The sequence below is a fragment of the Pseudomonas sichuanensis genome, from assembly GCF_003231305.1.
Taxonomy (GTDB): Bacteria; Pseudomonadota; Gammaproteobacteria; order Pseudomonadales; family Pseudomonadaceae; genus Aquipseudomonas; species Aquipseudomonas sichuanensis.
Map to the genome: position 1 here is coordinate 18,947 of NZ_QKVM01000060.1, position 20,007 is coordinate 38,953.

17 protein-coding genes are annotated in these 20,007 nt (G+C 66.2%); 11 read left to right on the forward strand and 6 right to left on the reverse strand.

Going from position 1 to position 20,007, the window contains the following annotated elements; genetic code table 11:
- Window positions 1–102 precede the first annotated feature (102 nt).
- From rpoH to ftsY, 4 genes are all read right to left on the reverse strand, one after another.
- Window positions 103–957 carry an RNA polymerase sigma factor RpoH gene (gene rpoH, locus DM373_RS24470; RefSeq protein ID WP_110996018.1) on the reverse strand — a complete coding sequence of 285 codons (855 nt, stop codon included), beginning with the start codon at window positions 955–957 and terminating at the stop codon, window positions 103–105.
- A 109-nt stretch (window positions 958–1,066) separates the two neighbouring features.
- Window positions 1,067–2,095 carry a permease-like cell division protein FtsX gene (ftsX, locus tag DM373_RS24475; RefSeq protein ID WP_110996019.1) on the reverse strand — a complete coding sequence of 343 codons (1,029 nt, stop codon included), beginning with the start codon at window positions 2,093–2,095 and terminating at the stop codon, window positions 1,067–1,069.
- The gene (gene ftsE / locus DM373_RS24480; RefSeq protein ID WP_011531723.1) at window positions 2,092–2,763 is read right to left on the reverse strand and encodes a cell division ATP-binding protein FtsE; all 672 of its coding nucleotides are present in this window, start codon (window positions 2,761–2,763) and stop codon (window positions 2,092–2,094) included. The genes ftsX and ftsE overlap by 4 nt, the downstream gene beginning before the upstream one ends.
- Entirely contained in the window at window positions 2,760–4,328 is a 1,569-nt protein-coding gene (gene ftsY / locus DM373_RS24485) for a signal recognition particle-docking protein FtsY (protein ID WP_110996020.1), read from the reverse strand. Before ftsY ends, ftsE begins: the two co-directional genes overlap by 4 nt.
- Window positions 4,329–4,562: 234 nt before the next feature.
- Between ftsY and DM373_RS24490 the strand changes: the two genes are divergently transcribed.
- From DM373_RS24490 to DM373_RS24510, 5 genes are all read left to right on the forward strand, one after another.
- On the forward strand, window positions 4,563–5,918 hold the full coding sequence (locus tag DM373_RS24490; RefSeq protein ID WP_110996021.1) for a M16 family metallopeptidase: 1,356 nt from the start codon (window positions 4,563–4,565) through the stop codon (window positions 5,916–5,918).
- A complete protein-coding gene (locus DM373_RS24495; protein WP_110996022.1) occupies window positions 5,911–7,404 on the forward strand; it encodes a M16 family metallopeptidase in 1,494 nt (497 codons plus the stop codon). Before DM373_RS24490 ends, DM373_RS24495 begins: the two co-directional genes overlap by 8 nt.
- Entirely contained in the window at window positions 7,404–8,012 is a 609-nt protein-coding gene (rsmD, locus tag DM373_RS24500) for a 16S rRNA (guanine(966)-N(2))-methyltransferase RsmD (RefSeq protein WP_110996023.1), read from the forward strand. Before DM373_RS24495 ends, rsmD begins: the two co-directional genes overlap by 1 nt.
- Window positions 8,013–8,081: 69 nt before the next feature.
- Window positions 8,082–10,802 (forward strand): M16 family metallopeptidase, encoded by a 2,721-nt coding sequence (locus DM373_RS24505; protein ID WP_110996024.1) that lies wholly within the window; start codon window positions 8,082–8,084, stop codon window positions 10,800–10,802.
- Between the two features lie 60 nt (window positions 10,803–10,862).
- Window positions 10,863–11,855, forward strand: a complete 993-nt coding sequence (locus DM373_RS24510) for a hydrolase (protein ID WP_110996025.1) — start codon at window positions 10,863–10,865, stop codon at window positions 11,853–11,855.
- A 90-nt stretch (window positions 11,856–11,945) separates the two neighbouring features.
- Here DM373_RS24510 and DM373_RS24515 read toward each other — a convergent pair whose 3' ends face one another.
- Window positions 11,946–12,800: a sulfurtransferase gene (locus DM373_RS24515; RefSeq protein WP_110996026.1), complete on the reverse strand. Its 855-nt coding sequence runs from the start codon at window positions 12,798–12,800 to the stop codon at window positions 11,946–11,948.
- Window positions 12,801–12,835: 35 nt separating this feature from the next.
- Window positions 12,836–13,501: a TetR/AcrR family transcriptional regulator gene (locus DM373_RS24520; protein WP_110996027.1), complete on the reverse strand. Its 666-nt coding sequence runs from the start codon at window positions 13,499–13,501 to the stop codon at window positions 12,836–12,838.
- A 170-nt stretch (window positions 13,502–13,671) separates the two neighbouring features.
- Between DM373_RS24520 and DM373_RS24525 the strand changes: the two genes are divergently transcribed.
- From DM373_RS24525 to ggt, 6 genes are all read left to right on the forward strand, one after another.
- Complete coding sequence (locus DM373_RS24525; protein ID WP_110996028.1) at window positions 13,672–15,102, forward strand: coniferyl aldehyde dehydrogenase; 1,431 nt, start codon at window positions 13,672–13,674, stop codon at window positions 15,100–15,102.
- Between the two features lie 16 nt (window positions 15,103–15,118).
- Window positions 15,119–15,604 carry a twin-arginine translocation pathway signal protein gene (locus tag DM373_RS24530; protein ID WP_110996029.1) on the forward strand — a complete coding sequence of 162 codons (486 nt, stop codon included), beginning with the start codon at window positions 15,119–15,121 and terminating at the stop codon, window positions 15,602–15,604.
- Between the two features lie 150 nt (window positions 15,605–15,754).
- Window positions 15,755–17,353 carry a GMC family oxidoreductase gene (locus tag DM373_RS24540; protein ID WP_110996031.1) on the forward strand — a complete coding sequence of 533 codons (1,599 nt, stop codon included), beginning with the start codon at window positions 15,755–15,757 and terminating at the stop codon, window positions 17,351–17,353.
- A 111-nt stretch (window positions 17,354–17,464) separates the two neighbouring features.
- The gene (coaD, locus tag DM373_RS24545; RefSeq protein ID WP_110996032.1) at window positions 17,465–17,944 is read left to right on the forward strand and encodes a pantetheine-phosphate adenylyltransferase; all 480 of its coding nucleotides are present in this window, start codon (window positions 17,465–17,467) and stop codon (window positions 17,942–17,944) included.
- 119 nt (window positions 17,945–18,063) lie between these two features.
- Window positions 18,064–18,315, forward strand: a complete 252-nt coding sequence (locus DM373_RS24550) for a YfhL family 4Fe-4S dicluster ferredoxin (RefSeq protein ID WP_011531711.1) — start codon at window positions 18,064–18,066, stop codon at window positions 18,313–18,315.
- Window positions 18,315–19,997 (forward strand): gamma-glutamyltransferase, encoded by a 1,683-nt coding sequence (ggt, locus tag DM373_RS24555; protein WP_110996033.1) that lies wholly within the window; start codon window positions 18,315–18,317, stop codon window positions 19,995–19,997. The genes DM373_RS24550 and ggt overlap by 1 nt, the downstream gene beginning before the upstream one ends.
- Window positions 19,998–20,007 lie beyond the last annotated feature (10 nt).

The following is a 20,007-nucleotide window of genomic DNA, read 5'->3' on the forward strand; positions in this document are numbered from 1 at the left end:
TCGCGGCTGAAGCCGCTCCCACAGGGGCCAGCGATCCATCTCCAATAAAAAACCGCTGCCTCTTGCGAGAGCAGCGGTTTTTCAATCCAGCCAGGGCGCCGATCAGATGGCGATCAGTGCCTTGACCTTGTTCATTGCGTTCTTCTCCAGCTGGCGAATACGCTCGGCCGAGACGCTGTACTTGTCCGCCAGCTCATGCAGCGTGGCCTTCTCTTCAGCCAGCCAGCGCTGGTAGAGAATGTCGCGGCTGCGATCGTCCAGGCCTTGCAGGGCTTCATGCAGGTTGCTGGTGGAGTTGTCGCTCCAGTCAGCATCCTCCAGCTGCACAGCCGGGTCGTAGCGGTGGTCTTCCAGGTAGTGCGCGGGCGACTGGAAGGCGCTGTCGTCATCGGCTTCGGCTGCCGGGTCGAAGGCCATGTCCTGGCCGCTCAGGCGGCTTTCCATTTCACGCACTTCGCGGGGCTCTACGCCCAGGCTTTCAGCCACGCGATGCACTTCGTCATTGTTCAGCCAGGCCAGGCGTTTCTTCTGGCTGCGCAGGTTGAAGAACAGCTTGCGCTGAGCCTTGGTGGTGGCCACCTTGACGATGCGCCAGTTGCGCAGGATGAACTCGTGGATCTCGGCCTTGATCCAGTGCACCGCGAAGGACACCAGACGTACGCCCATTTCCGGGTTGAAACGTTTTACCGCCTTCATCAGGCCGACGTTGCCTTCCTGGATCAGGTCGGCCTGGGCCAGACCATAGCCAGCATAGCTACGGGCGATATGGACGACGAAACGCAGGTGGGCCATCACCATTTGCCGGGCGGCCTCGACATCCTGTTCGTAATAGAGACGCTCGCCCAGATCACGCTCCTGCTCGACCGTCAGCAGCGGGATGCTGTTGACCGTGTGCACGTAGGCTTCCAGGTTTGCACCGGGTACCAGGGCATAGGCAGGTTGCAACGATGTGGTCATTCAAGTACCTCCGACTTACAGACTCGTGCCTTGTGGGCACTGCCAGCATAGACCCGGAACCGCGAGACAAGTTCCTGGATGAAAAAAAGTCAATGCTGGCGATAAACCATTATCGTGGTGCCAGCTCGTTCAGATGCCGAGCCACCGCGATCCATGCACCGATATACCCCAACAGCACCGCGCCGATCAAGAGGGAAAGACCATCGGCGGCCGGCACCCCGCCCAGGGCGAAATCGCTGCCATACAGGCCGGAAAGCCCGACGACCGCGTCGTTGAGCCAGTTCAGGCCGAACGCCAGGATCCCCCAGGCCAACACCCCGGCACCCAGGCCATACAGCGCCCCCATATAGAGGAAAGGCCGGCGCACGTAGCTGTCGGTGCCGCCCACCAGCTTGATCACTTCGATCTCGACGCGGCGGTTCTCGATATGTAGACGAATTGTGTTACCGATTACTAACAGCAAGGCAGAAATAAGCATCACCGCGAGGCCGAAGACAAAGCGATCACCCAGCTTGAGGATCGCCGCCAGGCGTTCGACCCAGACCAGGTCCAGCTGTGCCGCTTCCACCCGTGGCAGTTCCGCCAGGCGCTGGCGCAGCGCTTCCAGGGCCGGTTTGTCGACTTCGCTCGGGGTCACTACCACCACGCCGGGCAGCGGGTTGTCCGGCAGCTCGCGCAAGGCCTCGCCCAGGCCAGACTGTTGCTGGAACTCTTCCAGCGCCTGCTCACGGCTGACGTACTGGGCCTCGGCAACGCCCGGCATGCCCTTGATCTCGTCACGCAATGCTTCGCCATCGCGGCTGCTGGCGTCGAGCTTGAGGTACAGCGAAATCTGCGCCGCGCGCTGCCACGAACCGCCGAGCTTCTCGACGTTCTTGAGCAGCAGCGACAGGCCCATGGGCATGCTCAGCGCCACGGCCATCACCAGGCAGGTGAAGAAGCTGCCGATCGGCTGCTTGGCCAGGCGGCGCAGGCTGTCGGCCAGGCTGGCACGGTGGCTTTCCAGCCAGGCGTGCAGCAAGGTGCTGAAGTCCGGGCCATCGTCGTCGTGGTCACCGCGCTTTTTCTTCGCAGGTGTCGGGTCGGCGGGCTTGGGCGCGACCCGCTCGGAAACCTTTGGTGTACGTGTAGTGCTCATTGCCCGGCCTCCCCATCGCCGATCAAGCGGCCGCGTTGCAGCGTCAGCATGCGGTGGCGCATGCGCGCGATCAGCGCCAGGTCATGGCTGGCGATCAATACGGTGGTGCCCAGGCGGTTGATGTCTTCGAACACGCCCATGATCTCGGCGGCCAGGCGCGGGTCGAGGTTACCGGTGGGCTCGTCCGCCAGCAGCAAGGCCGGCTGGTGGACGATCGCGCGGGCGATGCCGACGCGCTGTTGCTGGCCGGTGGACAGGTCGGCCGGGAACAGCTCGCCCTTGTCGCTCAACGACACGCGCTCCAGCGCCGAGTCGACGCGCTTGGCGATCTCGGCCTTGGACAGCCCGAGGATCTGCAGCGGCAGGGCGATGTTGTTGAACACGGTGCGGTCGAACAGCAACTGGTGGTTCTGGAACACCACGCCGATCTGCCGACGCAGGAACGGGATCTGCGCATTGCTGATCTGCCCCAGGTCCTGCCCCGCCAGCAGCAGCTTGCCGCTGGTCGGGCGTTCCATGGCCAACAACAGGCGCAACAAGGTGCTCTTGCCGGCACCGGAGTGGCCGGTGACGAACAGGAACTCGCCACGCCGCGCCCGGAAGCTCAGCTCATGCAGGCCGACGTGGCCGTTGGGGTAGCGTTTGGCGACCTGTTCGAATCGGATCATGCAGGTTCCCGCTCGGCAAACAGTGCCTTGACGAAAGGTTCGGCCTCGAAGGTGCGCAGGTCATCGATACCCTCGCCCACACCAATGAAGCGGATCGGAATGTTGAACTGCTTGGCCAGGGCGAAGATCACCCCACCCTTGGCGGTACCGTCCAGCTTGGTCAGGGCCAGGCCGGTCAGCTCCACGCTCTGGTTGAAGTACTTGGCCTGGCTGATGGCGTTCTGCCCGGTACCGGCGTCGAGCACCAGCAGCACCTCGTGGGGCGCCTCGGCGTCGAGCTTGCCGATCACCCGACGGACCTTCTTCAGCTCTTCCATCAGGTTGTCCTTGGTGTGCAGGCGCCCGGCGGTGTCGGCGATCAGCACATCGACGTTGCGCGCCTTGGCGGCCTGCACGGCGTCGAAGATCACCGAAGCCGAGTCGGCGCCGGTGTGCTGGGCGATCACCGGGATCTGGTTGCGCTCACCCCACACCTGCAACTGCTCCACGGCGGCGGCGCGGAAGGTGTCGCCGGCGGCGAGCATGACCTTCTTGCCTTCGAGCTGCAGCTTTTTCGCCAGCTTGCCGATGGTGGTGGTCTTGCCGGCGCCGTTCACGCCGACCACCAGGATCACGTAGGGCTTGTTCTGCGCCTCGATCTTCAGCGGCTGCTCGACCGGGCGCAGCAGCGCGGCCAGTTCTTCCTGCAGCGACTTGTACAGCGCGTCGGCGTCGGCCAGCTGCTTGCGGGCGACTTTCTGGGTGAGGTTCTGGACGATGGCCGAGGTGGCCTCGACGCCGACGTCGGCGGTCAGCAGGCGGGTTTCGATTTCGTCGAGCAGGTCGTCATCGATGACCTTCTTGCCCATGAACAGGCTGGCCATGCCCTCGCCAATGCTGGCGCTGGTCTTCGACAGGCCCTGCTTGAGACGGGCGAAGAAACCGGGCTTGGACGGTTCGGCGACAGCCGGAGCAACCGGCTCGGGTTCGACCGGGGCCGGCGCGATGACCGGTTTGGCTTCGACAACCGGCGCTGGGGCCGGCGCAGCAGTGGCAGCCGGCTCAACGAGCGGGCGAGCGGGAATGGCAGGCGGCGCCTTGGGCTCCAGGTCCTCAACCAGCGCCACCGGTTCTTCGGCGACAGGCAGTACCAGGTTGCTGACCGGGGCCGCAGGCACTTCGACCGGTGCTGGCTCTACAGGCGCGGCAACCACAGGCGGAACAACCACGGGGGCGGCGGCAGGCGCATATTGCGGCGTGGCGACTACCGGCTCGGGCTGCGGTGCGGCGACCACTGGCTCGGGCACCGAGGCTGGCTGCGGTGGGTTGACCACTGGTTCAGGCACAGCCTGAGGCGCGGCAACCACCGGCGCCGGCACAGGCTCGACCACTGCGGGCTCGGGCACCGCCGTCGGCAGCGGCTCGGCAGCAGGCACCTGCAGTGCGGCCGGCTCTGCGGCCTGCGGTTCTGGGGTTTGCGGCTGTTCGGCGACAGGTTGTTCCGGCTTCTTGCGGAACCAGCTGAACAGGCCTTTCTTCTCGCCAGCCGCAGCCGGCGCTTTTTTGTCGTCGTTGGAACCAAACATGGAAGACGGCTATCTCAGGGTAGCGATGCGCCAGCAGTGGCGCATCGGGAATTCTTGAGTCACGCAGAACAGACTATTTTGTAACCGACTGGTTCATGCGCAACGTTTTGTCTTTAGGGCCTGCGGGCCAGAACGGCGACAGGCATGGTCGCCAGGCAACCGGATCAGTATCCTAGCACCTCCTGGCCCGCCGACGCTAAACCCAAGCGGGCCGCAGAACAGGTTAAACACCGTATGAATGCTCTAGCCCGCCGCGCCGCTGGCCTGTTGCTCGGCACGCTGTGCCTGCCGCTTGCGGCCTTCGCCGCCGATGTGCAACCCACCCACGAATTCATCCTCGACAACGGCCTGAAAGTGGTCGTGCGCGAGGACCACCGTGCCCCGGTGGTGGTTTCGCAGATCTGGTACAAGGTCGGCTCCAGCTACGAAACCCCGGGCCAGACAGGCCTGTCCCACGCCCTGGAGCACATGATGTTCAAGGGCAGCGCCAAGCTCGGCCCTGGCGAAGCATCGCGCATCCTGCGTGACCTGGGCGCCGAAGAGAACGCCTTCACCAGCGACGACTACACCGCCTATTACCAGGTGCTGGCCCGCGACCGCCTGCCGGTGGCCTTCGAACTGGAAGCCGACCGCCTGGCCAGCCTGCGCCTGCCGGCCGACGAGTTCAGCCGCGAGATCGAGGTGATCAAGGAAGAGCGCCGCCTGCGCACCGACGATCAGCCCACCTCCAAAGCCTTCGAGCTGTTCCGCGCCATGGCCTACCCGGCCAGCGGCTACCACACCCCGACCATCGGCTGGATGGCCGACCTCGAACGCATGAAGGTCGAAGAGCTGCGCCACTGGTACGAGTCCTGGTACGCGCCGAACAACGCCACCTTGGTGGTCGTCGGCGACGTCACCCCCGACGAAGTGAAAACCCTCGCGCAAAAATACTTCGGCCCCATCCCCAAGCGCGCCGTGCCCCCCAGCAAGCTGCCGCTGGAGTTGGCCGAACCCGGCCTGCGCAAGCTGACCCTGCACGTGCAGACGCAGTTGCCGAGCCTGATCTACGGCTTCAACGTGCCGGCCCTGGCCACCGCCAAGGACCCACGCACGGTTAACGCGCTGCGGCTGATTTCCGCCCTGCTCGACGGCGGCTACAGCGCCCGCATGCCGGCGCGCCTGGAGCGCGGCCAGGAGCTGGTGGCCGGTGCCTCGTCCAGCTACAACGCCTTCACCCGGGGCGACAGCCTGTTCCTGATCTCGGCCACCCCCAACGTGCAGAAGAAAAAGACCCTGGCCGAGGTGGAGAAAGGCGTCTGGCAACTGCTCGACGAACTCAAGACCACCCCACCGACCGCCGAAGAGCTCGAGCGCGTGCGCGCCCAGGTGATCGCCGGCCTGGTCTACGACCGTGACTCCATCAGCAGCCAGGCCACCACCATCGGCCAGCTGGAAACCGTCGGCCTGTCCTGGAAACTGATCGACAGCGAACTCGACGACCTCAAGCGCGTGACCCCGGAAGACATCCAGGCCGCTGCCCGCACCTACTTCACCCGCGAACGCCTGAGCGTTGCCCATGTACTGCCCGAGGAGTCCGCTCATGAGTGACCGCAGCGCACCCCGCTATACCCTGTTGGGCCTTGGCATCATCGTGCTGGTGGTGGCCATCGCCCTGCTGCTGGCCCGTCCGGCCCAGTCCGACAGCGCCAGCCAGCCCGCTACCGCGGCCCGCCCGGCCAACTCGCTGCAATCGCTGGCCGAACTGGACGGCAAGGCCCCCAGCCGTCGCCAGTTGAACATCCAGCACTGGACCACCGCCGAAGGCACCCGCGTTTTGTTCGTCGAAGCCCGTGAGCTGCCGATGTTCGACCTGCGCCTGACCTTCGCCGCCGGCAGCAGCCAGGACGGCACCACGCCAGGCGTGGCCACGCTGACCAACGCGATGCTCAACGAGGGCGTGGCCGGCAAGGACGTCACCGCCATTGCCGAAGGCTTCGAGGGCCTGGGCGCAGACTTTGGCAATGGCTCCTACCGCGACATGGCCGTGGCCTCGCTGCGCAGCCTCAGCGCCGCCGACAAGCGCGACCCGGCACTCAAACTGTTCACCGAAGTGGTGGGCAAGCCGACCTTCCCCGATGACGCCCTCAAGCGCATCAGGAACCAGATGCTGGCCGGCTTCGAGTACGAAAAGCAGAACCCCGGCAAGATCGCCGGCAAAACACTGTTCGCCAACCTGTACGGCAGCCACCCCTACGCTCACCCCAGCGACGGCACGGCCCAGACAGTCACCGCCATCACCCTCGATCAGCTGCGCGCCTTCCACGCCAAGGCCTATGCCGCCGGCAACGCGGTGATCGCGCTGGTCGGCGACCTCAGCCGCAGCGAAGCCGAGGCCATCGCCGCCCAGGTTTCCGCCGGCCTGCCCAAAGGCCCGGCCCTGGCCAAGCCCGAGCAACCGGTTGAACCCAAGCCAGGCATGACCCACATCGACTTTGCGTCCAAGCAGACCCACCTGATGCTGGCCGAACTTGGCATCGACCGTAACGACCCGGACTGGCCCGCCCTGTCGCTGGGCAACCAGATCCTCGGCGGCGGCGCCTTTGGTACCCGGCTGATGAGCGAAGTGCGCGAAAAGCGCGGCCTCACCTACGGGGTGTACTCGGTGTTCAGCCCGATGCAGGTACGCGGCCCGTTCATGATCAACCTGCAAACCCGTGCCGAGCTCAGCGAAGGCACGCTCAAGCTGGTCCAGGACCTCCTGGCCGACTACCTCAAGAGCGGCCCGACGCAACAGGAGCTGGACGACGCCAAGCGCGAACTGGCCGGCAGCTTCCCGCTGTCCAATGCCAGCAACGCGAGTATCGTCGGCCAGCTGGGCGCGATCGGCTTCTACAACCTGCCGCTGAGCTGGTTGGAAGACTTCATGCAGCAGTCCCAGGCGCTGACCGTCGAGCAGGTCAAGGCCGCCATGAACAAGCATCTGGCGGCGGACAAGCTGGTGATCGTCACCGTCGGCCCGAGCGTGCCGCAAAAGCCGCTGCCGGCCCCCACTGAAAAACCCGCCGAGCAAGCGCTGGGCGTACCGGAGCACTAATGGCCAGACCTACCCCATCCCCGCGCCCGACCCCGGGCGCCAGCAAGGGCCCCGGCCAGTTGCGCATCATTGCCGGCGAGTGGCGCAGCCGCCGCCTGAACGTCCCCGAAGGCGACGGCCTGCGCCCCACCCCCGACCGCGTGCGCGAAACCCTGTTCAACTGGCTGGCGCCGTACATCGAGGGCGCCCGCGTACTGGATGCCTTCACCGGCAGCGGCGCACTGGTGCTCGAAGCCCTGTCCCGTGGCGCGCAAGACGCCGTGGCGCTGGACAGCAACCCGGCCGCCATCGCTAACCTCAAGCACAACCTTGAGCTGCTGCGCTGCCCGCGCGGGCAGATCCTGCAAACCGACGCCCTGCGCTACCTGCAAGGCCCGGCCAAGCAGCAGTTCGACCTGGTGTTCCTCGACCCGCCCTTCCACCAGGACCTGCTGGCCAACACCTGCAACCTGCTGGAGCAAGGCCAGTGGCTGCGCGAGCAAGCCTGGATCTACACCGAAAGCGAGGCGGCGCCGTCGAGCCTGCCGATGCCCGGCAACTGGCGCCTGCACCGCGAGAAGAAAACCGGGCAGGTGCATTACGCGCTCTGGCAGCGCACCCAGATTTAAGTAACACCGCCCACCAGCAGCAGTGCCCGAAGCTGCTCCGCTCATCACGCGTGACGGAGCACTTCGAGCATGACCCTCCCCCCGACAGTCAACCTTTCTTCGCTGATCCCCGCAGCAAAGCCGCCACTGCAACACTTCGTTCTCGACAATGGCTTGAACGTTTATCTGCAGGAAGACCCGCGCAGCGCCCTGGCCTGTGTCCAACTCTGCTATCACGTCGGCGCCAGCCACGACCCCTTGGGGCATACCAACCTGGCCCACCTGCTCGAACATATGCTGTTCGAGGGTAGCGCCAAGCTCGCCCCCGGACAGTTGTCGAGAGTCATCGGCCGACTGGGTGGCGTGACCAATGCCTCGACCCAGGATGATGGCACCGTCTACGAAGTGACACTGCCGGCTGCACGCCTGGAAGTCGCACTGGAGATCCTGGGTGACACCATGGCCAACGCCAGCCTCACAGCGAGCGGTTTCGAGCGCGCCGTCAAGGCAGTCAACGACGAGCGCCGACTCAAACTCGACAACGACCCCGAGCAACAGGCGTTCGAACACCATAAACGCCTGGCCCACGGCAGCAGCCCTTACGCCGCGCCCAGTTTCGGTGATGCCGTGGACCTTCACTACATGAAGCCCGATACCGTACGCACCTGGTACCGCACCTGGTACCACCCCAACAATGCGACGCTGGTGGTGGTCGGCAACGTCGACCGGGTGCGCTTGCAGGGCTGGGTCGAGCGCTACTTCGGCCCTTGGCGCGCAGCAGTGCTGCCTGCCTTGCCCGGCCCGAGCCAGACGGCAGGCCATCAGGCCCGCCAGCAAGCCATCAGGCTGCCAGGGCTGCGCGATGGCCTGTATTTGTCCTTCAATGTGCCGAGCCTGGCGACTGCCGAATCGACCGCCACGGCAGCGGCCTTGATGCTGCTGCCGGAACTGTTGGCCAATGGTGCCGATTCGATGCTCTACGCCAGCCTGGTCCGTGATCGGCACGTGCTCACAGGCATCGAAGCCTTCTATGACCACCTGACCCGCGGCGACACCTTGCTGACTCTGTATGCCTACAGCATTCCCGACCAGGGCACGCCGCAACAGGCCATCGAGCAGATACGGAACATCCTCGATGCAGTCCGACAAACGCCGCCCAGGGCTCAGACACTCGACGCACTCAAGTTCCGGCTGCTTACCGCGCTGCTCATCGCCAGGGATACACCGCAAAAACAGGCCCAATCCATCGCTTCGTACACCCTCAGCGGGCTGAAGCCCGAGGTGCATGATCAGGTCCTGCAAGCACTGATCGCACTCACGCCTGAAGATATCCAGGTGGCCGCACAGCGGTTCCTGGCCGACGACCGCATGGCGGTTACCCTCATGCTCGTACCGCAGGACACAGCTGCGCAAGTAAGCGAACGCCTGCCATTGACCTGTGCGGACCTTGCCGGCCGCCTCGCCACGGCCGATTTCTCCGCACTGCAGTCGGCTGCCAGCATCGACACCCACCACCTGCTCCCTCCGGCCCAGTCAGTCCACACCTGGGACACTGCCAATGGCAGCCGCGCGGCCTTCATCGCCACGCAGGGTTCACCCCTGTTCGAACTGCGCCTGCGCTTCAACGCTGGCGCCTGCCAGGACGGCGATACTCCGGGCCTTGCGGCGCTTACGCTGTATACGCTCGATCAAGGCATCGAAAACCTGGGCGCCCAAGGCTTCGCGGCGAGCCTCAGCGGCCTCGGAGCAAGCGTGCGGCGAGACATCAGCCACGACCATGCGCGAATCGGCCTGAGCGCTCACTGCACGGCGCCGCTGCGCGAAGCGGCGCTCGAACTGTTCACCGCGATGGTTGCCAGGCCAGCCCTGGAGGCAGACGCATACTCCAGCATCCAGGCGCGTGTGCTGCGGTACCTGCAGCGGCGCGAAAGCAGCCCCGCGCAACGCATCGACGTGGAAATGCTCAGCCGCCTGTTCCCGCAGCATGCCTATGGTCACGACTGCTCAGGCACCAGCATCAGCGTCGCCGGTATCGACGTGGACAAGGTCAGGGCATTCCATCGACGCGCCTATACCGCCGCAAACCTGGAAATCACATTGGTGGGCGACCTGAGCCTGACAGAGGCCAGGCAGATGCTCGACACGCTGACCCAGGCGCTGCCAAGCAACCGCGCCGCGCTCCTGCCGCCACAACCTGCAACCCCACTGGACGAGGCCATCGCCGTCCACCTGGAGCAAACAGGCAGCAATTGCGAAGTGACCTTGGCCCTGCCCCTCGACGTGACGCGCTCCGACGCCGAGTACACGGCCATGGTCGTGACCCACGAGCTACTCGGCGCCGGCTTCGAGTCGCGCCTGGTTGCCGAACTCCGTGAGCGCCGCAACCTGACCTACAGCATCGACAGCCATTTGCGCACTTACCGGGCGGCCACCTTCCTGTACATCAGCTGGGACATCGACCCCGCCTACCTGGAGGCCTCTGTGGAACTGGTGAAGCAGGTCATCCAGTGTTTCATCGAGCACGGGCCGAGCCAGGACGAACTGGAACTTGCCGTCAACCAGCTGGGAGGTGGCCTGCTCCGCTCATTTTCCGACAACGATGCGCTGGCAACGAGGCTGGCCGACCTTGGAGCCGATACGGTTACCACAGACCACCCTGCCGTCTACCTGCAACAGCTTGCACAACTGACCCCAGCGGCCGTGCAGGCTGCGGCCAGGCGCTTGCTGGCCATCGAGCGCTGCGTGTGCCTCAGCATCGGCCCGCGCACTGGGCAGAAAGCCCTGCCAGCCTTGACCGCAATCGACCAATAGCGCAATTACAGTGGCGGTGTTTCATGGCACTCTAGGCAGGCACATCACGAGTCGCCCAGCATGCCCAGCCTCACCGCCACGTTCCGCCCGGCCACCGGCCTGGCCAATCCGCACCTGCAGACCCTCTGGGGCCCGCTGTGGCGCAAGCTCCCCGAACTGCCCCGCGAACGCGAGCGCCTGTGGCTGGCCGACGGCGACTTCCTCGACCTCGACTGGCACGGCCCGCACCAGGCCGATGCGCCGCTGGTGCTGGTGCTGCATGGGCTGACCGGCTCTTCCAACTCGCCTTACGTCAAAGGCCTGCAGCAGGCGCTGCAGGCGCGCGGCTGGGCCAGCGTGGCGCTTAACTGGCGCGGCTGCTCGGGGGAACCCAACCTGTTGGCGCGCAGCTACCATTCCGGCGCCAGCGAAGACCTCGCCGAAACCCTGCGCCACCTGCGTGCACGACGGCCGCTGGCACCGCTGTATGCAGTCGGTTACTCGCTGGGGGGGAATGTGCTGCTTAAGTATCTGGGAGAAAGTGGTTCGGCCAGCCAGCTGGAGGCGGCAGTGGCGGTGTCGGTGCCGTTTCGCCTGGACCAGTGCGCCGACCGTATCGGCCTGGGGTTCTCCAAGGTCTACCAGGCGCATTTCATGCGCGAGATGCTGGCGTACGTACAGAGCAAACAGCAGCATTTTCGCGACAAGGGCCACCATGACCGGCTGGCCGAGATCGAACGCCTGGGCTCGCTGCGCAACCTGCGTACCTTCTGGGATTTCGATGGCCGGGTGACCGCGCCACTCAACGGCTTCAACGATGCCCACGACTATTACCGGCGCGCCTCCAGCCGCTATTACCTGGGCGAAAACCGCACGCCGACGCTGATCATCCACTCCAGCGATGACCCGTTCGTGTTCGACCACAGCTTGCCGAGCACAAGCGAGCTGGCGCCGCAAACGCAGTTCGAGCTGCACAGCCGCGGTGGGCATGTGGGGTTCGTCGACGGCAGCCTGCGCAACCCGGGGTATTACCTGGAGCGGCGGATTCCGCAGTGGCTGGTGGACGGCAGATAAGACCCCATCGCGGGGCAAGCCCGCTCCCACGTTATCTGGCGTAGGGGCTGCGGTGCGCCGCTGCGACTTGCCCCGCGATGGTTGCTTCAGTCAATCGCCGGTCGCAACCCCGCGCTGCGGATCATTGATCCACTCGCTCCACGACCCGGCATACAAACGCCCCAGCGGGTACCCGGCCAGGGCCAGGGCGAACAGGTTGTGGCAGGCCGTCACCCCAGACCCGCAATAGGCCACCAATTGCTCCGGCGAGCGCCCATCCAGCTTCTCGGCAAACCGCTGCTTGAGCTGCTCGGCCGGCAGGAATCGCCCATCGGCGCCAAGGTTGTCGGTGAACGCCGCGCACTGAGCGCCCGGGATATGCCCGGCCACCGGGTCGATCGGCTCCACTTCGCCGCGAAAACGCGGCAAGGCGCGCGCATCGATCAGCGTGAGCGCAGGCTCATCCAGACGCTTGAGCAGATGCCCGGCATCGATCAGCAGCTTCATGTCCGGTTCGCCGCTGAACTGGCCTTCACGCTTGACCGGCGGATCCAGGCTCAGCGGCAGATGCGCCGCGTGCCAGGCCTTGAGGCCGCCATCGAGCAGGTACACCGAATCGCGCTTGCCGAGCCAGGCCAGCAACCACCAGGCACGGGCGGCGAACGCACCAGGGCCGTCGTCGTACAGCACCACCCGGCTGTCATCGTCCACACCCCACTCGCGCAGGCGCTCGACCAGCCGCTGTGGATCCGGCAATGGGTGGCGGCCGGTGCGGCCCTTGACCACCGGCCCGCTCAGGTCACGCTCAAGGTCAGCGAAATGCGCCCCGGCGATATGCCCCTGGGCATAGCTGCGTTGGCCGTAATCGGCATCTTCCAGGGCAAAGCGGCAGTCGAGGATCACCAGGCCGGGCGCGTCCAGTTGCTCGGCCAGCTGCTGCGGGGTGATCAGTTGCGCAAGGGGCATGACAGTCTCCTGATGAAGGGCTCGAAGGCGCTGGCTCAGTGCTCCAGGGCCTGGTTGAACGGTACATGGAATTCGTCGCACAAGGTGTCCACAACGGCGCGCGAGCCGGGCGTGACGAAGCCCAGTTCCAGCACCAGCACCTGATAGACGCCGCGCTTGAAGGCTTCTTCACCCAAATGCGCGGAATGTTCACGGGTGGTGCTGAGAAAACGCACCCACGAGGTCAACACGATCCAGGCATTGATGGTCAGCGATTCGATCTGCGCGGCATCCATGGCCAGGATGCCGGCCTCGACGAAGCCACGGTAGATCGCCTGGCCCTGCTGCAGGCAACGCTGCGAAAAGCGCCGGTAGCGGGCGGCCAGCTCCGGGTCGCTTTCGAGCAGGTGTTCAAGGTCGCGGTGCAGGAAGCGGTAGTTCCACATCGCCGCCAGCAGTGCCTTGAGGTAGAAGCGTTTGTCCTCAACCGTGGCGACGCGGCCCTGGGGCGGGCGCAGGAAGCTGTCGACCAGTTCTTCGTACTGGCTGAACAGCACGGCGATGATCGCCTGCTTGTTGGGGAAGTGGTAGTACAGGTTGCCGGGCGATATCTCCATGTGCGCGGCAATGTGGTTGGTGCTGACGCTGCGCTCGCCCTGCTGGTTGAACAGCTCCAGGCTGTTCTGCACGATGCGTTCTCGGGTCTTCATGCGCGGGGCCATGCTCAGCTCCAGTCTCCGTGCGTTCAAGTGATGGGGCATCTTACGGGCTATCGCCCCGCGACGTCAGGGCACGGCAGCGTAAATGTCCGCTGATCTGGCAGATAAATCACTCACCCCGGCAGGAATTAGAGTATAGGCTCTACTCACTCTTTCCCACGGGTGCCTGCGCCATGACCTCGATCATCACCTCACCCCCTGTTACTTGCGACAGCACGCTTGAGGCGATGTTCGCCGCCCAGCGCCAGGCATTCGCCGGCAACCCCATGCCACCGGCGGCACAACGCCGGCAGTGGCTGAAAAGCCTGCGCGAAGCCCTGCTACGTGAGCAGGAGGCCTTGATCGCGGCCATCGACAGCGACTTTGCCGGGCGCAGCCGCGACGAGACCTTGCTCGCCGAACTGCTGCCCTCGGTGCAAGGCCTGCGCCATGCCGAATGCCACCTGCAACGCTGGATGCGCCCGTCGCGTCGGCACGTCGGCCTGGCCTTCCAACCTGCCAGCGCCAAAGTGCTGTATCAGCCGCTGGGCGTGGTGGGGATCATCGTGCCGTGGAACTACCCGCTGTTCCTTGCCATCGGGCCCCTGACCTGCGCCCTGGCGGCCGGCAACCGGGTAATGCTCAAGCTCAGCGAAGCCACGCCGGCCACAGGGTTGCTACTCAAAGCACTGCTGGAACGGGTATTCCCCAGCGACCTGGTCAGCGTGGTGCTGGGCGAGGTGGAAGTCGGCCAGGCCTTCGCCCGCCTGCCCTTCGACCATTTGCTGTTCACCGGCGCCACCAGCATCGGCCGCCAGGTGATGCTGGCGGCAGCGCACAACCTCACCCCGGTCACCCTCGAACTGGGCGGTAAATCCCCCGCCATCGTCTCGGCGGATGTGCCACTGGATACCGCCGCCGAGCGCATCGCCTTCGGCAAGACCCTCAACGCCGGGCAAACCTGCGTGGCCCCCGACTACGTGCTGGTGCCACGCGAACGCCTGGATGCCTTTGCCGATGCCTACCAGCGCGCGGTGCACAGGCTCTACCCGCGCATCGCCGACAACCCCGACTACAGCGCGATCATCAACCCGCGTCAGCTTGACCGCCTGGAGCGCTTGCTGGCCGATGCCCGCGCACAGGGCGCGCAAGTGCGCGACCTCTACCCCGACGAACCGCGCCAGGGCCGCCGCCTGCCGCCGCACCTGTTGCTGGAGGTGAACGACAGCATGCAGGTGATGCAGGACGAGATCTTCGGGCCGTTGCTGCCGCTGGTGCCCTACGACCACCTGGACCATGCGCTGGCCTACATCAACCAGCGCCCGCGCCCGTTGGCGCTGTACTACTTCGGTTACGACCGTGGTCAGCAAGCCCGGGTGCTGCGCGACACCCATTCCGGCGGCGTGTGCCTCAACGACACCCTGCTGCACGTGGCCCAGGACGACCTGCCATTCGGCGGTGTCGGCCCCTCCGGCATGGGGCACTACCACGGCCATGAAGGCTTCCAGACGTTCAGCAAAGCCAAGGGGGTGCTGGCCAAGCAGCGCCTGAACGCTGCCCGGCTGATTTATCCGCCCTATGGCAAAGCCTTGCAGCGCCTGGTCTACAAACTGTTCATCCGTTGAGCGAGGAAGGCTGCGCATGCACCGTCGCGACCTGCTCAGGTTCAGCCTGGGCGCCAGCGTGTTCCTCGGCACCGCCAGCCTGATTGGCTGCTCGAAACAAGCGCCCTCAGCGGATTACCAGGTGCTGCGCGAAGACGACCTGCCGCTGTTGCGGGCCCTGATCCCCGTGGTGCTGGCCGGCACCCAGGCCACTGAAGCGCTGGTGCTGCACAGCCTCGACGGCAAACTGGCGGCGCTGTCGCCGGCCATGCTCAAGCTCACCCGGCAATTGTTCGACGTGCTCAGCCTGCCGCTGACCCGGGGGCCGCTGACTGGCATCTGGGGCAGCTGGAACGAAGCCAGCAACGCTGATGTGGAGGCCTTTCTCGCACGCTGGGGCGGCAGTTCGCTGAACCTGCTGCGCCAAGGGCATGCGTCGTTGCTGCAACTGTTGTCGATGGCTTGGTATGAGCGGCCGGAAGCCTGGGCTGCGTGTGGCTATCCAGGGCCGCCGAAGATTTGAACTTCAGGCTGGCGGGGCTGCTTCGCAGCCCTTTCGCGGCACAAGGCCGCTCCTACAGGAGACTGCGATCCCCTGTAGGAGCGGCCTTGCGCCGCGAAAGGGCCACGAGCCGGCCCCAGCAGCACCCAACACAACAACAAAGGCCACGCCATGCCCGTCCCCGACCCGTTTCGCCAAGGCCTCGAACGAGGCTGGATCACCCACGATGCCTCGCGCCTGGAGCAGGACCTGACCTTCGAAGCCGACGTCGCCGTGATCGGCAGCGGCGCAGGCGGCGCCACCACGGCCGAGGCGCTGAGTGCCGCCGGCCTGAACGTGCTGCTGATCGAGGAAGGGCCGCTGAAGACCAGCAGCGATTTCCACCTGCTGGAGCACGAAGCCTACGCCGAGCTCTACCAGGAAGGCCTGGGCCGGCTGAGCAAAGAGGGCGCCATCACCATCCTCCAGGGCCGCGCGGTAGGCGGCACCACCCTGCTCAACTGGACCTCGAGCTTTCGCACCCCGGCGCAAACCCTGGAGCACTGGGCCCGGGAGCACGCCGTCAAAGGCCTGGACAGCGCCACCCTGGCCCCCTGGTTCGAACGCATGGAGCAGCGCCTGGGCATCACCCCCTGGGCACTGCCACCCAACGCCAACAACGACGTGCTGCGCCGTGGCTGCGAGGCGCTCGGCCACCGTTGGGCGGTGATCCCGCGCAACGTGCGCGGCTGCTGGAACCTCGGGTACTGCGGCATGGGCTGCCCGGTCAATGCCAAGCAGTCGATGCTGGTCACCAGCATCCCGGCCCTGCTGGAAAAGGGCGGCACGCTGCTCTACCTGGCCCGCGCCGAGCGCTTCAGCCATGACGGCCAACGGATCGACCACCTGCTGTGCCAGGCCCTGGATGCACGGGGCGTACACCCGACAGGCCGGCAGATCCAGGTGCGTGCCCGCCATTACGTGCTGGCCGGCGGCGGCATCAACAGCCCGGCCCTGCTGCTGCGCTCCGAGGCACCCGACCCGCACCGGCGCCTGGGCAAACGCACCTTCCTGCACCTGGTCAACTTCAGCGCCGCGCAATTCGCCGACAGGATCGACCCGTACTACGGCGCGCCGCAGTCGATCTACAGCGACCAGTTCCAATGGCAGGGCGGCATCGACGGGCCGGTCGGCTACAAGCTCGAGGTGCCGCCGCTGCACCCGGCCCTGGCCAGCACCCTGCTCGGCGGCCATGGCCAGGACAACGCCCTGCGCATGGCCGAACTGCCGCATACCCATGTGATGCTGGCGCTGCTGCGCGACGGTTTCCACCCGGACAGCCCGGGCGGCCAGGTGGAACTGCGCGGCGATGGCTCGCCGGTGCTCGACTACCCCGTCACCGACTACCTGCGCGACGGGCTGCGCCGGGCCTGGCACAGCATGGCGCAGATCCAGTTCGCCGCCGGGGCCCGCCAGGTGATGCCCGTGCATGGCGATGCCCGCTACGTCGACCACCCCGCGCAAGCGGCTGCGATGATCGACGGCCTGCCCCTGGAACTGTTCCGCATGCGCCTGGGCAGCGCCCACGTCATGGGCGGCTGCGCCCTGGGCGAAGACCCGCGCCAGGCGGTATGCGACAGCCTGGGCCGGCATCATCAGCTGGAAAACCTGTCGATCCACGACGGCTCGCTGTTCCCCACCAGCATCGGCGCCAACCCGCAGCTGTCAGTGTATGCCCTGGCTGCGCGGCTCAGCGAAGCACTGGTCGGGCGCCTGGCACAGGGGGCATGACAGCCCCTGCACGCCCTGTCTATAGTGCCATCAGCTGGCCGCGCGACTTGGCCGGGCGCAATCGCTGCGCTACCATCCGACTCCCCAACGCACTCCAGCCAGGATGACGCGATGAACCGAGTGTTGTACCCGGGTACTTTCGACCCCATTACCAAAGGCCATGGCGACCTGGTCGAGCGTGCCTCGCGGCTGTTCGATCACGTGATCATCGCCGTGGCCGCCAGCCCGAAGAAAAACCCACTGTTCCCGCTGGAGCAACGGGTGGAGCTGGCCCGCGAGGTCACCAAGCACCTGCCCAATGTCGAAGTCATCGGCTTCTCCTCGCTGCTGGCGCATTTCGCCAAAGAGCAGAACGCCAATGTGTTCCTGCGCGGCCTGCGCGCGGTCTCGGATTTCGAATACGAGTTCCAGCTGGCCAACATGAACCGCCAGCTGGCACCGGACGTCGAGAGCCTGTTCCTCACGCCTTCGGAGCGCTATTCGTTCATTTCCTCGACGCTGGTCCGGGAAATCGCCGCGTTGGGCGGTGATATCACCAAGTTCGTCCACCCGGCGGTGGCCGACGCGCTGACCGAGCGCTTTCGCAAGTAACCTGTGTGCCCGGGGCGCGTCCCGCTGACGCGCCTGCGTGCACTGCGGGCGCGAATCCGGCACAATTGCGCCTATCGCATTGAAACATGCCCGGGCCCGACGCCCCGGCCGGAGTCCCCATGTCCCTGATCATCACCGACGATTGCATCAACTGCGACGTCTGCGAACCCGAGTGCCCGAACGCTGCCATCTCGCAAGGCGAAGAGATCTACGTGATCGACCCGAACCTGTGCACCCAGTGCGTGGGCCACTACGACGAGCCGCAATGCCAGCAAGTCTGCCCGGTCGACTGCATCCCGCTGGATGAAGCCCACCCGGAAACCGAAGACGAGCTGATGGCCAAATACCGCCGGATCACCGGCAAGGCCTGATGCCGTTCGTCGCCGCGATACGCCGCGCCGCGCTTGGCGCCGCCCTGGCGCTGCTGGCCACGGCAGCCCAGGCCGACGGCCCGGGCCGCGCCGCCATCGCCAGCCCGCATGCCGAAGCCACTGCCGCCGCCCGGCAGGTGCTCGAACAAGGCGGTAACGCCTTCGATGCCGCCGTGGCCATCGGCGCCGCACTGGCAGTGGTCGAGCCCTACGGCTCGGGCCTTGGCGGCGGTGGTTTCTTCCTGCTGCGCGAACAAGCGGCCACCCCACGCTACGCCTTCCTCGACGCCCGTGAGCGCGCACCTGCCGCCGCCCGCGCAGACATGTACCTCAAGGACGGCAAGGCCCAGCCCGGCCTGTCGATCAACGGCCCGCTGGCGGCAGCCATCCCCGGCCTGCCCCAGGCCCTGGCCGACCTCGCCGCCAGCCACGGCAACCTGCCGCTCAAGGACAGCCTGGCACCGGCAATCCGCCTGGCCAACCAGGGCTTTGCCGTCGACCGCATCTACCGCGACCGCGCCACCATGCGCCTGGCGGCGCTGCGTGATGACCGCGAAAGCGCTCGGCTGTTCCTCAGCGCCAATGACGTACCTGCCCTGGGCACGGTGATCCGCCAGCCAGAACTGGCCGCCACCCTGCAAACCCTCGCCGAACATGGCCGCGACGGCTTCTACCGTGGCCCTACGGCCCAGCGCCTGGTCGATGGCGTACGCCAGGCCGGCGGGCTCTGGAGCCTCGAGGACCTGGCCGGTTACCGCACCGCCTGGCGCGAGCCGCTGCGCTATCGACTGGCCGAACAGCGCGAACTGATCAGCAGCCCGCCGCCGTCCGCCGGCGGCGTGGCCCTGGCCCAGAGCCTGGCGATGCTCCAGCGCCTGCCCTGGCAGAGCGCCGAGCCGGTACAGCGCAGCCACTATGTGATCGAGGTGCTGCGCCGGGCGTATCGCGACCGTGGCCTGCTGGGCGACCCGGACTACGTCGCCAACCCCGTCAACCGCCTGCTGGCGCGCCACTACCTCACCGGCCTGGCCGACAGCATCGACGTGCGCCAGGCCACCCCCAGCAGCGCCCTGCCGCCGTCACCGGCCTGGCGTGAAGGCGACCACACCACCCACTTCACGGTGATCGACGCCGACGGCAACGCGGTGTCCGCCACACTGTCGGTCAACCTGCCGTTCGGCGCGGCGTTCAGCGTGCCCGGCACGGGCGTGGTGCTGAACAACGAGATGGACGATTTCGCCGCCGACCCCAGCGGCAGTAACAGCTACGGCCTGGCCGGCAGCCAGGCCAATGCCGTGGCGGCGGGCAAACGGCCACTGTCGAGCATGAGCCCGACCTTCATCGAAAGCCCAAGCCAGTTCGCCAGCTTCGGCACCCCCGGCGGCAGTCGGATCCCGAGCATGGTGCTGCTGTCGGTGCTGGGGTTCCTGGAAGGCCGCCCCGTGGCCGAATGGCCGGCGACGCCGCGCTATCACCACCAGTACCTGCCGGATGTGGTGGAGCATGAGCCGGGGACGTTCAGCGACGCACAGAAAGCCGAGCTGCAGGCGCGCGGGTATCGGTTGAAGGATGTGGGGCGTAACTACGGCAACCAGCAGGTGCTGTATTGGGACAAGGCTGGCGGGACTGTCGAGGTGGCCAGTGATCCCAGGGGTGTAGGACAGGCGGCGGTAGTCGACTGATCCGGCCCTA

Excerpts from the sequence above, each read along its gene's own strand:
- DM373_RS24505 (WP_110996024.1), top strand. The coding sequence starts at position 8,082 with ATGACCCTCCCCCCGACAGTCAACCTTTCTTCGCTGATCCCCGCAGCA.
- rpoH (WP_110996018.1), bottom strand. The coding sequence starts at position 957 with ATGACCACATCGTTGCAACCTGCCTATGCCCTGGTACCCGGTGCAAAC.
- DM373_RS24495 (WP_110996022.1), top strand. The coding sequence starts at position 5,911 with ATGAGTGACCGCAGCGCACCCCGCTATACCCTGTTGGGCCTTGGCATC.
- DM373_RS24550 (WP_011531711.1), top strand. The coding sequence starts at position 18,064 with ATGTCCCTGATCATCACCGACGATTGCATCAACTGCGACGTCTGCGAA.
- DM373_RS24530 (WP_110996029.1), top strand. The coding sequence starts at position 15,119 with ATGCACCGTCGCGACCTGCTCAGGTTCAGCCTGGGCGCCAGCGTGTTC.
- ftsY (WP_110996020.1), bottom strand. The coding sequence starts at position 4,328 with ATGTTTGGTTCCAACGACGACAAAAAAGCGCCGGCTGCGGCTGGCGAG.
- DM373_RS24515 (WP_110996026.1), bottom strand. The coding sequence starts at position 12,800 with ATGCCCCTTGCGCAACTGATCACCCCGCAGCAGCTGGCCGAGCAACTG.
- DM373_RS24540 (WP_110996031.1), top strand. The coding sequence starts at position 15,755 with ATGCCCGTCCCCGACCCGTTTCGCCAAGGCCTCGAACGAGGCTGGATC.
- DM373_RS24525 (WP_110996028.1), top strand. The coding sequence starts at position 13,672 with ATGACCTCGATCATCACCTCACCCCCTGTTACTTGCGACAGCACGCTT.
- ggt (WP_110996033.1), top strand. The coding sequence starts at position 18,315 with ATGCCGTTCGTCGCCGCGATACGCCGCGCCGCGCTTGGCGCCGCCCTG.
- DM373_RS24490 (WP_110996021.1), top strand. The coding sequence starts at position 4,563 with ATGAATGCTCTAGCCCGCCGCGCCGCTGGCCTGTTGCTCGGCACGCTG.
- ftsE (WP_011531723.1), bottom strand. The coding sequence starts at position 2,763 with ATGATCCGATTCGAACAGGTCGCCAAACGCTACCCCAACGGCCACGTC.
- DM373_RS24520 (WP_110996027.1), bottom strand. The coding sequence starts at position 13,501 with ATGGCCCCGCGCATGAAGACCCGAGAACGCATCGTGCAGAACAGCCTG.
- rsmD (WP_110996023.1), top strand. The coding sequence starts at position 7,404 with ATGGCCAGACCTACCCCATCCCCGCGCCCGACCCCGGGCGCCAGCAAG.
- coaD (WP_110996032.1), top strand. The coding sequence starts at position 17,465 with ATGAACCGAGTGTTGTACCCGGGTACTTTCGACCCCATTACCAAAGGC.
- ftsX (WP_110996019.1), bottom strand. The coding sequence starts at position 2,095 with ATGAGCACTACACGTACACCAAAGGTTTCCGAGCGGGTCGCGCCCAAG.
- DM373_RS24510 (WP_110996025.1), top strand. The coding sequence starts at position 10,863 with ATGCCCAGCCTCACCGCCACGTTCCGCCCGGCCACCGGCCTGGCCAAT.